The 11793-nt window shown below is 68.2% G+C and carries 13 protein-coding genes, 1 tRNA gene and 1 riboswitch; of the genes, 5 read left to right on the forward strand and 9 right to left on the reverse strand.

Going from position 1 to position 11793, the window contains the following annotated elements; all coding sequences use genetic code 11:
• A partial coding sequence (locus tag FHD68_RS14395; RefSeq protein ID WP_139086080.1) for a pseudouridine synthase occupies positions 1-904 on the reverse strand: 904 nt, incomplete at its 3' end.
• Between the two features lie 118 nt (positions 905-1022).
• On the opposite strand from FHD68_RS14395, the gene FHD68_RS14400 reads away from it, so the two are divergent.
• Both FHD68_RS14400 and FHD68_RS14405 read left to right on the forward strand, forming a co-directional pair.
• The gene (locus FHD68_RS14400) at positions 1023-1475 is read left to right on the forward strand and encodes a nucleoside deaminase (RefSeq protein ID WP_042246386.1); all 453 of its coding nucleotides are present in this window, start codon (positions 1023-1025) and stop codon (positions 1473-1475) included.
• A 47-nt stretch (positions 1476-1522) separates the two neighbouring features.
• Positions 1523-1596: transfer RNA gene (locus FHD68_RS14405), tRNA-Gly, on the forward strand.
• Positions 1597-1611: 15 nt separating this feature from the next.
• On the opposite strand, the gene FHD68_RS14410 is transcribed toward FHD68_RS14405, so the two are convergent.
• The 8 genes from FHD68_RS14410 to FHD68_RS14445 form a co-directional block, all read right to left on the reverse strand.
• Positions 1612-2376 carry an ABC transporter ATP-binding protein gene (locus FHD68_RS14410; protein WP_127899060.1) on the reverse strand — a complete coding sequence of 255 codons (765 nt, stop codon included), beginning with the start codon at positions 2374-2376 and terminating at the stop codon, positions 1612-1614.
• Positions 2373-3428, reverse strand: a complete 1056-nt coding sequence (locus FHD68_RS14415) for a FecCD family ABC transporter permease (RefSeq protein ID WP_139086082.1) — start codon at positions 3426-3428, stop codon at positions 2373-2375. Before FHD68_RS14415 ends, FHD68_RS14410 begins: the two co-directional genes overlap by 4 nt.
• Entirely contained in the window at positions 3425-4432 is a 1008-nt protein-coding gene (locus FHD68_RS14420; protein ID WP_139086084.1) for an ABC transporter substrate-binding protein, read from the reverse strand. Before FHD68_RS14420 ends, FHD68_RS14415 begins: the two co-directional genes overlap by 4 nt.
• Positions 4433-4570: 138 nt before the next feature.
• Positions 4571-4787: riboswitch (cobalamin riboswitch) on the reverse strand.
• Between the two features lie 232 nt (positions 4788-5019).
• Positions 5020-5274, reverse strand: a complete 255-nt coding sequence (locus tag FHD68_RS14425) for a hypothetical protein (protein ID WP_139086087.1) — start codon at positions 5272-5274, stop codon at positions 5020-5022.
• Positions 5275-5399: 125 nt separating this feature from the next.
• On the reverse strand, positions 5400-6716 hold the full coding sequence (locus tag FHD68_RS14430) for a TRAP transporter large permease (RefSeq protein WP_045982566.1): 1317 nt from the start codon (positions 6714-6716) through the stop codon (positions 5400-5402).
• Positions 6716-7270: a TRAP transporter small permease subunit gene (locus FHD68_RS14435; RefSeq protein WP_239441317.1), complete on the reverse strand. Its 555-nt coding sequence runs from the start codon at positions 7268-7270 to the stop codon at positions 6716-6718. Before FHD68_RS14435 ends, FHD68_RS14430 begins: the two co-directional genes overlap by 1 nt.
• Before the next feature lie 52 nt (positions 7271-7322).
• Positions 7323-8342, reverse strand: a complete 1020-nt coding sequence (locus FHD68_RS14440; RefSeq protein ID WP_127899064.1) for a TRAP transporter substrate-binding protein — start codon at positions 8340-8342, stop codon at positions 7323-7325.
• Entirely contained in the window at positions 8339-8869 is a 531-nt protein-coding gene (locus FHD68_RS14445; RefSeq protein ID WP_204245741.1) for a gluconokinase, read from the reverse strand. The genes FHD68_RS14440 and FHD68_RS14445 overlap by 4 nt, the downstream gene beginning before the upstream one ends.
• 97 nt (positions 8870-8966) lie before the next feature.
• On the opposite strand from FHD68_RS14445, the gene gntR reads away from it, so the two are divergent.
• The 3 genes from gntR to FHD68_RS14460 all read left to right on the forward strand — a co-directional run bounded on the left by gntR (position 8967) and on the right by FHD68_RS14460 (position 11778).
• Positions 8967-10007 (forward strand): HTH-type transcriptional regulator GntR, encoded by a 1041-nt coding sequence (gene gntR / locus FHD68_RS14450; protein ID WP_139086089.1) that lies wholly within the window; start codon positions 8967-8969, stop codon positions 10005-10007.
• 54 nt (positions 10008-10061) lie between these two features.
• Entirely contained in the window at positions 10062-11321 is a 1260-nt protein-coding gene (locus tag FHD68_RS14455) for a serine hydrolase domain-containing protein (RefSeq protein WP_208863781.1), read from the forward strand.
• Positions 11322-11418: 97 nt separating this feature from the next.
• Entirely contained in the window at positions 11419-11778 is a 360-nt protein-coding gene (locus tag FHD68_RS14460) for a nucleoside deaminase (RefSeq protein ID WP_127899067.1), read from the forward strand.
• The last annotated feature ends 15 nt before the right edge of the window (positions 11779-11793 follow it).

The raw sequence follows: 11793 nt of genomic DNA on the forward strand, positions 1-11793 counted from the left end.
CGGCGGGCTTGCCGTCAAAGCCCGGCTTGGGGCCGAAGCGGCGCGGGCCGGCATCGCCGCCATCGGACCGGGCGGCGCGTTCACCGGCGGCCCCGCGGGGGCGCATCTCGCGCGGCTTGTCCTCGACCTCTCCGGTCAGCAGGCCGCCCAGCTGGTCGCGCAGGACCTTGCGCTTGACCTCGGTCACCTGGTTCTTGTCCATGCCGGTCAGCTTGAACGGACCATAGCCGATGCGGATCAGGCGGTTCACCTGCAGACCGACATGGGCCATCGCGCGGCGGATCTCGCGGTTCTTGCCCTCGCGGATGCCTACGCTGATCCAGGCGTTCGCACCCTGCTGGCTGTCCAGCTTGATCTCCATGGGGGCGAAGTCCTCTCCCTCGATGGTGACGCCACGACGCAGCGGGTCGAAGGTCATGTCCGAGGGCGTGCCGTTCACCCGCACCCGGTACCGGCGCAGCCAGCCCGTCGCCGGCAGCTCCAGCCGCCGCTTCAGCTCTCCGTCGTTCGTCAGCAGCAGCAGACCCTCGGAGTTCAGGTCAAGACGCCCCACGGTCATCACCCGCGGCATGTCGCGCGGCAGCGCGTCGAACACGGTCTGGCGGCCCAGTTCGTCGTTTTCCGACGTGATCAGGCCCAGGGGCTTGTAGTACAGCCACAGCCGCGTCTCCTGCGGCTCCTCCAGCTTCTTGCCGTCGACGGTGATCCGGTCGGTGGGCAGAACGTCCAGGGCGGGACTGTCGATCTTCTTGCCGTTCACGCTGACGCGGCCCTCGATGATCATCCGCTCGGCCTCGCGCCTGCTGGCGACACCGGCGCGCGCCATCACCTTGGCGATGCGGTCGGCTTCGGTGCGGGGGCCGACCTGGGGGGCCTTGCGGTCGGGAATCTGATCGTCGGTCATGCGCGTCTCCTTCGCATCGCTGCGGGGCAAAGAGGGGTGCATACGCCCAAGCGGGCCGTGTGGGAAGCGTTTCTTTCCCCGGCTTGCGCGCCGCGCGGGGGATTGCGACAAGACGGTCATGGTCCCCTTCACCACCCATATGGCGCTTGCCCTGTCCCAAGCCCGTGACGCCGCGCTGCGCGGAGAGGTGCCGGTGGGCGCCGTCGTGACCGACCCGCAGGGCCGCGTGGTGGCCGCCGCGGGCAACCGCACGCGCGAACTGTCCGACCCGACCGCCCATGCCGAGATCCTGGCCATCCGCGCGGCCTGCGCGGCCCTGGGGTCCGAACGCCTGCCTGGTCACGACCTGTGGGTCACGCTTGAGCCCTGCCCGATGTGCGCGGCGGCCATCTCGGCCGCGCGGATCGCCCGGCTGTATTACGGGGCGTCGGACCCGCGCATGGGGGGCGTCGCCCATGGCGCGCAGGTGTTCCGGCACGCGCAGTGCCATCACCGCCCCGAGGTCTATGACGGCCTGGCCGCGCCTGAATCACGCGACCTGCTGCGGCGGTTCTTTGCGCAACGACGGTGACGCGACCGCTTGAACCTGCCGCGCGGGCGGACTATACCGATCCCCGCGCGGGTGTTGTGTAATGGTAAGACCCTAGCCTTCCAAGCTAGAGACACGGGTTCGATTCCCGTCACCCGCTCCAATCCCTCTCATTGCATCAGACGACCGGATGAAACCGCATCACGCGGCTGCCGTCCTGCGGATCGGTCAGCGTGCTTGCCCGCACCTGAAAGACGCGCGCCAGCAGGTCAGCGGTCAGGATACGGTCTGACGGGCCCAGGGCCACCAACCGACCGGCCTGCATCACCGCCAGTCTGTCGCAGCGCATCGCCTGGTTCAGGTCATGCAGGGCGATCACCGTGGTCAGACCCAGGCCGCCCACCAGATCCAGGATCGCCAGCTGATGACGGATGTCCAGGTGGTTCGTCGGCTCGTCCAGCAGCAGGATCCGTGGCGCCTGCGCCAGTGCGCGGGCGATATGGGCGCGCTGGCGTTCGCCCCCCGACAGGGTCGACCAGTCGCGCCCCGCCAGATGTGCCAGGTCGACCCGCGCCAGCGCCTGCGTCACATGCGCCTCGTCCGCCGGGGACCAGGGCCGCAGGGCGTCCAGCCAGGGGGTGCGCCCCAAGGCCACGGCGTCGCGGACCGTGATGCGGTCCGACGTCTCGGCGCTTTGGGCGACCAGGGCGATGTGGCGGGCGACCTGGCGCGCGGGCATGTCGCGCAGCGGCTTGCCGTCCAGCGTGACCTGGCCGCCGTCGGGGCGGACCAGCCCGGCCAGCATCCGCAGCAGCGTGGACTTGCCCGACCCGTTCGGGCCGATCAGGCCCAGCATCTCTGCGGGGCGGATGTCCAGGGTGACGCCGGCCACCAGGGGGCGCCCGCGCAGGCGGCGGGTCAGATCACGCGCGGTCAGCATCATGACGCGGACCGCCCGCGGATCAGGATCGCCGCAAAGGCCGGCGCGCCGACCAGCGCGGTCACGACGCCGATGGGCAGGGTCTGGCCGGGTACCAGCATCCGCGCGATCACGTCCGCGGCGATCAGGAAGACCATGCCGATCAGCGCCGACACCGGCACCAGCCGTGCGTGGCGCGTGCCCACCAGGAACCGTGCGGCATGCGGGACGACCAGCCCGACAAAGCCGATCGCACCGGTGACCGACACCATGACCGCCGTGGCCATGGCGGTCGCCAGGATCAGCACGGCCTGGACGCGCCGGACCGGCACACCCAGGGACGCCGCCGATTCCGTGCCGAAGGCAAAGGCGTCCAGCGCGCGGATGTGCCATGCGGCCGCGCCAAGGACGGTCACTGCGGCGGCCAGCGACAGGCCGACATCGTTCCACCGGACGCCCGACAGGTTGCCCAGCAGCCAGAACATGATGCCGCGCGCCTGTTCCGCGCTGGCCGACCGCGCGATGATGAAGCTGGTCAGGGCGTTGAACAGCTGCGACCCGGCGATGCCTGCCAGCACGATCTGCGCGGCCCCCCGCACCCCCGGACCGCCACCCGACAGGCGCGCCAACCCCACCACCAGCGCAAAGGCCGCGATCGCGCCCAGCAAAGCGCCCGCCGACATCGGCACGAACCCCGCGCCGATCCCCGCCACCGCGACCGTCACGGCCCCCGTAGACGCCCCCGCCGAGATGCCCAGCAGATAGGGGTCGGCCAGTGCGTTGCGCAACAGCGTCTGCAGGACCAGCCCCGAGATCGCCAGCCCCGCTCCGCAGGCCCCCGCCACCAGCGCGCGCGGCAGGCGATAAGCCCAGACGATACCCTGATCGATCGGGTCCAGCGGATAGCCCGCACCCAGCATCTGGTTGGCCAGCGCCTGCCAGACCGTCGAGAGGGGGATCGGCGTTTCCCCCAGGGCGGTGCCGGCCAGGGGGGCCGCCACGATCAGCAGCGACACCCACAGCCAGACCGGGGACAAGGGGCGGCGGACGGTCGGCACCCCGACATCGGCGGTCATTCGGACAGCCCGTCCATGCCCGCCGCCAAGGCCTCCAGCCCGTCGATCATGCGGATGCCGGGATGCAGCGCCTCGGCGTCCAGGATGACGATGCGATCCCGGCGTACGGCGGTCATCCGGCGCGTGACCGGGTCCGTTTTCAGAAAGCGCAGCTTTGCCTCGACATCGTCGGCGGGAAAGCGGCGGCGGTCCATGCGCGCGATCACCAGCACCGAGGGGTCGGCACGGGCGATCGTCTCCCACCCCACGGCGGGCCATTCCTCGTCCGAGGTCACGACGTTGCGCAGGCCAAGGCGGTCCATCATCCAGGCCGGGACGCCCATCCCGCCCGCCATGTAGGGGTCCAGCGCCAGATCGGCCGAGGAGAACCAGACCGCCGCGGACGCATCCGGCAGGTCCATCGCCCGCGCGCGCTCCACGACCGCCGCCTCTCGGGCCTGCAGGTCGGCGATCAGCGCCCGGCCCGCGTCCTGCGCGTCCATGACCCGCGCGATCTGGTCGATGCCGTCCCACAGGGTCGCTATGTCGAAGGGCGCAAGGCGGGTGCCGTCGGCGCCCACGCTGTTGTCCTTGCCTTGGCAGTCCGTGGGCATGACATAGGCCGGAATGCCCAGATCGGCGAACTGTCGGCGCGTGCCGACCGCCCCTTGGTCCCCGATCATCCAGGCGAACATCGTCGGCACAAAGCCGGGGCGCCGGTTCACCACCGATTCAAAGCTGGGCGTGTCGTCGGTGATGCGGTCCACCGTGGCGTCATCCTCCGCAAAGGCGGGCAGCACCGGGGTGAACCACAGCGCGGTCCCGGCCATCCGGTCCGCCTGGCCCAGCGCATACAGGATCTCGGTCGTGGACTGGCCGATCGACACGACGTTGTCGGGACGCACGGGGATGGTCACTTGGTACCCGCAATTGTCGATCACCAGCGGATAGTCGGTCGGCGCGGCAAGGGCCGCCTGGCCCAGGCCCAGCGCCACCGCGGTCGTCAGGAAGATTCTGGTCGTCATGGTCGTCCTTCATGAAACGAAGGACGGGGCTGAAAAAGGCGCAGCGGCGTCACCGGGGTCCCACCCACCTTCGCGGTCGCGTCGGACGAAGGCCGTGGATCGGCGCATGCGGTCTTTCTCCGGGGCACCCCGCCCGGGTTGGTTCAGGTCATGATGGCAGGTCTCCTGACTTGCGGATCGCGGCCTTCCCCGCCTTCCCGGCGCATGGGGCGCCAGTGGCATCATGGGGTCGGCTACCGCTTACAGTTGCGGGGGCAGTCGCGGATTCGGCGCCTGATGGCTACACCTCACCACGTTCCCTTTTCACCCTGCCGGGGCCTTGGCCGGCACGGGAACCATCACGGACGGAAATGCCGCCGGGTGGGGACAAAGTCAACCGCCGCGGCAAGCAGCCCGCAGCCGACCCGGCCACCACGGCCGACGCACTGCGACACCCACGGCTTATGCCAGCCTGACCCCGGCGACCGGTGCGCCGCTGGCCGAACGCGCGGGCGCCCTGCGAAGGAAGTAGTTGGTCGCAGTCCTTCCTGCCCAGCATGGCAGGGCCTCAGGCCGCCGGGCAATCCGGCGCCTGACACCGCAGGGCTTCAAACCTGGCCGGGCCTCTTTCGCCACAGGTGGCGAAGGTCCAGCCGGGGATAGTCCCGCTCGATCTGACTGCCCCAGAACAGGCCTGCGATCGGGGCGTCGGGATGGTCGGGATCAAGGCCATAGTCGATCTGGGCGATGCGTTCGGCCGGCATTTGCAGGGTGTATCGCAGGAACAGGAACTGCTCCAGCCAGGCGTCATGGTCCTTGTTCGTGAACAGGTCCGGGCGGGGGACGGGTTCGGGGTCATGCATGGTGGGTCAGCCTTGGGTGACGGACCTCGATTGTCCATCAATCCGCCTGCCGGTGCAACATTCCCGTCCCCAAACGAAAAGGGGGCACGCCGCATCCGGCATGCCCCCCGATCCACGGCAGGCGATCAGTAGATCGCGAGGGCCGGGAACAGGATCAGCAGGCCCACCGCCAGGATCTGCAACCCGATGAAGGGCAGCAGGGCGCGGAAGATTTCTCCCAGCGAGATGTCCGGCGGGGTCACCGACTTCAGGTAGAAGGCGGCGGGCCCGAAGGGCGGCGACAGGAAGCTAACCTGCATGTTCATCGCGAACAGCACGCCGAACCAGACGGGGTCGTATCCCAGGCTGACGATGATCGGCACGAAGATCGGCATGGTCAGCAGCGCGATGCCGACCCAGTCCAGGAACATGCCCAGCACGAACAGGATCGCCATCATGAACAGGATGATGATCGTCGGGTTGTCGCTGATGCCGGTGATCAGTTCCGACACGAAGTTGATGCCGCCCATCAGGTTGAAGACGCCCACCAGGGCGGATGCGCCGATGCCGATCCAGACGATCATGCCGACCGTCTGCAGCGTCTGCATTGCCGCGCCGCGCAGAAGGCCCCAGGTGAATTCGCCGCGGATCACGGTCGAGATCAGCACGCCCGCCACGCCCACGGCGCTGGCCTCGGTCACGGATGCGATGCCGCCATAGATGGAGCCCAGCACCATAATCACGACCAGGATCGGCAGGAACAGGCCCTTGAGCAGGCGCAGCTTTTCGTCCCGCGGGACGCGGGCGGTGACGGCCGGGGGGACGTCGCCCGGCGTCAGCCAGGCACGGATCAGCACATAGGCCACATAGAGCAGCGCCAGCATGAAGCCCGGCACGAAGGCGGCCGTGAACAGGTCGCCGATCGAGACATTGGCGGTCAGGCCATAGATGATCAGCACGATCGAAGGCGGCACCATGGTCCCCAGGCTGCCGCCCGCGCAGACGACGCCGATGGCCAGCTTGCGGTCATAGCCCTGTGCCAGCATCTGGGGCAGCGCGATCAGGCCCAGCAGCACGACCTCTCCGCCGATGATGCCGGACATGGCGGCCAGGATGACGGCCACGAAGATCGTCTGGACCGCCACGCCGCCGCGGATGCGGCCGCCGACCAGGCGCATCGCCTCGAACAGGTCACGGGCGATGCCGCTGCGGTCCAGGATCGCGGCCATCAGCACGAACATCGGCACCGACACAAAGACGAAGCTGGACACGAAGGTATAGACGCGGCTGGTGATCAGCGGCACCACGTTCGGGCCGAACCATCCCAGCGCGAAGATCAGCGTGACCAGCAGCGTGACGAAGGCCAGCGGGATGCCCGTCAGCAGCAAAAGCAGCAGCAGCGCGAAGAGAAGGCCCGTCCCGGCCTCGATCCCCAGGGATTGCAGCGAACCGAAGATCTCCATCAGCGGGCTCCCTTGTGCCCGCGGGCATAGTTGACGGTCAGGATGGCGAATTGCAGGGCCATGATCGCCAGCGCCACCATCAGCAGAACCTTGAGCACGCCCGGATAGGCCGGGTTCCAGGCCGAACCCGAGGTCTCCAGGTGAAAGCTGCCGTCGGGGCGCCAGGCGGACCGCTTGACCATCTGCCAGGCCGCCCAGGCGAAGGCGCCCGAGGACAGGCCGCAGATTGCCGAGATGAGGATGTCGGCCACGCGCCGCGCGGCTGGCGGCAGCAGGTCATAGACCAGGACGACCCGGATGTGCCGGTCGCGCGCGGTGCACAGCAAGCCCCCGTAGACGAACGAGATCGCGCACAGGAACACCGTCGTCTCGTGCGCCCAGTTCGTCGGGCGGCCGAACACGTAACGCAGCACGACCTCCTGGATCAGGATCAGCATGGCGACCACCAGGCCCAGGGCCGGGATGATCGCCAGACGGTCGATCACGCGACCCAGGCGCCCCGACTGGGGCACGGCCTCGTGTTCCTCGCGCGGAATGGCTTCGGATGCGTCCATCATGTCCTCCTCCCTGGAAGGGACCGGGCGCGAACGCCCGATCCTGCGGCGCTTACTGCACCAGGCCCTTTTCGGTCAGGTACGCGGTCAGCGCGTCATAGACCTGCTGCGCCGCGGGCGACTGTCCGGCGACCTTTTCCCATTCGCCCATCGCGATGCCGCGGAACTTGGTGCGCTCTTCGTCGGACCAGTCGTGGACGGTGATCGTCCCGCCGGCCTCGGCCTCCGCCACGGCGGCCGCGTCGGCCTCGGCCAGGGCTGCGACCTGGACGCGGGCGAAATCGCGCACCGACTGCGTCATGACCTGCTGCAGGTCCTCGGGCAGGGCATCCCATTTCTCCTTGTTCATCGAGATCTCGACCAGGGGCATGGAGTGGAAGCCGGGATAGACCGGATGGGGCGCGACCTCGTTCAGGCCCTGGGCCTGGTTGGTCGAAAAGACGCTGTAATCGGCTGCGTCGATGACCTTCTTGTCCAGCGAGGTGAACACCTCGGAGCCGGGCAGGTTCACCGGTGCGGCGCCGGCGGCGGCAAAGACCGACTGGACCAGCCCTTCGGGCGCGCGGATCTTGACACCGGCCAGATCATCGACCCCGTCCAGCGGCACGGCGCTGACCAGCGCCTCCAGGCCCGGCGTGGTGGCGCCGATGAACTGCAGGCCATAGGGGTTCATGATCTGGTTCAGCAGCTCCGCTCCGCCGCCGTTCTCGACAAAATCCAGCATCTGCTCGGGGTCGGACCAGGCGCCGACCGGGTTGCCCATCAGGCCGAAGGCTGGATCGCGTCCCGAGAAATACGACAGGTCAGTCACGTGACCGTCCAGGATGCCCGTGGCGATCGCATCCTGGGTTTCGTTATGGGCGACGATGGATTCGACTGGCAGCAGGTCGATGGCGATGCGGCCCCCGGACTTTTCCGCGACATCCGCGGCCCAGCCCTGCTGGAGGACGAAGTTCGGATTGCCCGACGGGTCGGACGACTGGAAACGGAAGCTGTGATCCTGGGCCATGGCGGGCGCGGCCAAGGCCATCGCGGCGCTGGCCGACATCAGGAAACGGGTCATCTTGGTCATGGTGTCTCTCCTCCGGTTGAAACTGGGCGCGGGTCGGACAGGGCCGCGACCGCGCGGTCGATGATCTGGTCGGGCGGCAGCGCCACGTCGATCCACAGCGCGCCTTCGGCGGCGGGATCGGGCGGCTGCAGCGCGGCCAGCTGGCTGTCGATCAGGCTGGCGGGCATGTAGTGGTCGCGCCGTGCCGCCATGCGCGCCGCGATCAGGTCGCGGTCGCCGTGCAGGAACACGATGTCCATCGCCCCTGCCCCGGCCCGCAGCCGGTCACGATGCGCCTGGCTGAGCCCCGAGCAGGCCAGAACGGCGCGATGGGGCGTCGCACGCGTCGCCGCCGCCAGGCGGTCCAGCCACCCCCACCGCATGTCGTCGGTCAGGGGCAGCCCGGCCCGCATGCGCGCCACGCTGGATTCGTCGTGATACAGGTCCGCCTCGATGAAGCTGCCGCCGATGCGGTCGGCGATGCCACGGGCCACGGTCGACTTGCCCGTGCCGCAGATGCCCATGACCAGAATCGGCCGCGCGTCCATGATGTCTCCTCCCGATGACAGCGCAATCATGGATGACAGCGCTGTCATCGGTCAAGCCCCTTTTCTTTGCGCGGCGATGGCGTAATCTGCGCGCATCATGAACAAAACCTCACGGATCACCCTGTCTGATGTGGCGCTGGCCGCCGATGTCAGCCCTATCACCGTGTCGCGCGCGCTGCGGGACCCGTCCAAGGTGTCGCCGCTAGCCCGCGACCGGATAGACCGAGCGATCCGCGAACTGGGCTATGTCCCGAACCCTGCGGCGCGCGCGCTGGCATCGGGGCGCACCGATATCGTGGGGGTCATCATCCCGTCGGTCAGCAACAACGTGTTCGCCGACGTGATGCGCGGCATCGACGAAGGTCTGCAGGGCAGCCCGCTGATCGTGCAACTGGGCACCACGCGCTATTCCCCCCTGACCGAGGAGCAGCTGATCCGCGTGTTCCTGTCACAGCGCCCGGCCGGATTGATCGTCGCGGGCCACGATCAATCCCCCGCCGCCCGCGCCCTGCTGGCCGGGGCGGAATGCCCGGTCGTGCAGATCATGGAGGTCGGCCCCGACCCCATCGACCTGGCCGTCGGCCTGTCGCATTTCGACGGGGCACGGGCCGCCGCCGAGCATCTGCTAGCGCAGGGATACCGCGCGCCGGCCTTTCTGGGTGCTCAGATGGACCCGCGCAGCCAGCGCCGCCTGGCAGGGTTCCGCGCCTGCCTGGAGGCCGCCGGGCTGGGGGGCGACGATCCCGTCGTCACCACACCCGAGCCGTCCTCGGTCAGCCTGGGGTGCCGGCTGTTCGCGGATCTGATGGCGCGCCTGCCGCAAACGGATGCGGTCCTGTGCAACAACGACGATCTGGCGCTTGGCGTCCTGTTCGAGGCGCGTCGACGCAACATCACGGTGCCCACCCGTCTTGGCATCTGCGGGTTCAACGACCACGAGATGATGTCCGCGGCCGAACCGCCCATCACCTCGGTCGCCACCGATCGGCGGGCGATGGGCGCTCAGGCGATCCGCCTGATCCGCGCGCGCCTTGCCGGACAGGATGCGCCCCGCGGCCATGCGGTCGACCTGGGGTTTCAGCTGATCCCCCGCGCCAGCACGCGCCGCAACCGTTCCAGCGCCGATTGGCCAACCTGACGGCCCCTCTTTCGGACATGACCAGCCTTGCACATGCTGCAAAACTGCCATTTCATGGATCGAAACGGATGGGAGGATGTCATGACCCTGAGGCCGCTGTACCGGACGCGGTTCCTGCTGACCCTGGGGGGCCTGTGCTTGGCCCTGCCCGGCGCGCTGCAGGCGCAGGACTATCCGCATGCGGACGAATCCATCGGCACGGTCGAGGACGTCTATGACGGCCACCTGACGCCGGACCTGGCGGTCAGCACCTTCCGCAACATCGACCGGCTGTTCCCCACCCGGGCCATCCCGGCCGGCGACACGCCCCGCGACCTGCCGGAGGCCTTGGTCGATCTGCCGGAAATGGTGACCTATCAGGTCGATGACGCACCCTATGACCTCTACGACTTTCTGTCGCTGGACAATGTCACCGGGATGATCGTGCTGAAGGACGGCAAGGTCGTCTACGAGACCTATCAGCGCGGCAACACGCCTGACACGCGCTGGATGTCGATGTCGGTGGCCAAATCGATCACCTCGACCCTGGTCGGCGCGGCGATCGTCGATGGCCATATCGGCGGCGTGGACGACATGGTGGTCGATTACGTCCCCGCACTGGCTGGCAGCGCCTATGACGGGGTCAGCATCCGCGACATCCTGCTGATGGCGTCGGGCGTCGACTGGAACGAGACCTATACCGACCCCCAGTCCGACCGCCGCGACCTGCTGCGTGCGCAGATCGAACAGCGCCCCGGTGCCGCGATGGAGGTGATGGCCGCCCTGCCCCGCGCGCACGAACCCGGCACCCACCACACCTACTCCACCGGCGAGACGCAGGTTCTGGGCGAGGTTGTCCATGGCGCGGTCGGCATACCTTTGTCGGACTATCTGGCGGAAAAGATCTGGCAGCCCTACGGGATGGAGGCCGACGCGAACTGGTGGCTGGACAGCCCTAACGGGGTCGAGATCGGTGGCAGCGGCCTGTCCGCCACCCTGCGCGATTTCGCCCGCTTCGGGCAGTTCTTCCTGGAGGGCGGCGTGATCGACGGCAGCACCATCCTGCCCGACGGATGGACAGAGACCGCCGGCCAACCGCAGAAGCTGAAAAGCGGCGAGACGATCGATTACGGGTATATGTGGTGGCCGGGCTGGACCGAGCCATCCATCGCCGACGGTGCCTTTGCCGCCATCGGCATCCAGGGGCAGAACATCTACATCAACCCGACGCGGAACGTCGTCATCGCGACGCATATGGCGCAACCTAAGCCCGTCGGACGCGAACCGGTCGATCCGCTGGTCGTGTTCGACGCCATCTCCGAGGCCTTGGAGTGATGGTCCCGCGGCCGTCTTTTGTCCTCAGGCCGTTACAGGAGAGCTGCGCCCGATCATTCGAAAGCCAGACCAGGTCCGTTGAAAGGAAAGGCGTATCATGATCGATGACACGGATCGAAAGTACCTGCAGCGCTGTGTCGACTTGGCATCCGAAGCGCTGGACCGCGGCAACGAGCCCTTCGGATCGGTGCTTGTGTCGTCTGAGGGTGAGGTGCTGTTCGAGGATTACAACCGCATCGGCGGGGGTGACCACACCCAGCACCCGGAGTTCGCCATCGCCCGATGGGCGGCAAACAACATGGACGTTCAGGATCGCGCCAAGGCCACGGTCTACACGTCTGGCGAACACTGTCCGATGTGCGCCGCCGCCCATGGCTGGGTGGGGCTTGGTCGAATCGTTGTTGATTTCCACCCAGAACTGAGCCGGGTTTTCCATCGAGAAGTGAGCCACCTCTGATTATGGATATAGGGT

The organism is Paracoccus marcusii, assembly GCF_006151785.1.
Lineage (GTDB): Bacteria > Pseudomonadota > Alphaproteobacteria > Rhodobacterales > Rhodobacteraceae > Paracoccus > Paracoccus marcusii.

Bases quoted from the DNA above. Each gene is read 5' to 3' on its own strand.
- FHD68_RS14435 (WP_239441317.1), bottom strand. From the start codon at position 7,270: ATGGACGCATCCGAAGCCATTCCGCGCGAGGAACACGAGGCCGTGCCC.
- FHD68_RS14425 (WP_139086087.1), bottom strand. From the start codon at position 5,274: ATGCATGACCCCGAACCCGTCCCCCGCCCGGACCTGTTCACGAACAAG.
- FHD68_RS14400 (WP_042246386.1), top strand. From the start codon at position 1,023: ATGGTCCCCTTCACCACCCATATGGCGCTTGCCCTGTCCCAAGCCCGT.
- FHD68_RS14455 (WP_208863781.1), top strand. From the start codon at position 10,062: ATGGATCGAAACGGATGGGAGGATGTCATGACCCTGAGGCCGCTGTAC.
- gntR (WP_139086089.1), top strand. From the start codon at position 8,967: ATGAACAAAACCTCACGGATCACCCTGTCTGATGTGGCGCTGGCCGCC.
- FHD68_RS14460 (WP_127899067.1), top strand. From the start codon at position 11,419: ATGATCGATGACACGGATCGAAAGTACCTGCAGCGCTGTGTCGACTTG.
- FHD68_RS14420 (WP_139086084.1), bottom strand. From the start codon at position 4,432: ATGACGACCAGAATCTTCCTGACGACCGCGGTGGCGCTGGGCCTGGGC.
- FHD68_RS14445 (WP_204245741.1), bottom strand. From the start codon at position 8,869: ATGGACGCGCGGCCGATTCTGGTCATGGGCATCTGCGGCACGGGCAAG.
- FHD68_RS14415 (WP_139086082.1), bottom strand. From the start codon at position 3,428: ATGACCGCCGATGTCGGGGTGCCGACCGTCCGCCGCCCCTTGTCCCCG.
- FHD68_RS14430 (WP_045982566.1), bottom strand. From the start codon at position 6,716: ATGGAGATCTTCGGTTCGCTGCAATCCCTGGGGATCGAGGCCGGGACG.
- FHD68_RS14440 (WP_127899064.1), bottom strand. From the start codon at position 8,342: ATGACCAAGATGACCCGTTTCCTGATGTCGGCCAGCGCCGCGATGGCC.
- FHD68_RS14410 (WP_127899060.1), bottom strand. From the start codon at position 2,376: ATGATGCTGACCGCGCGTGATCTGACCCGCCGCCTGCGCGGGCGCCCC.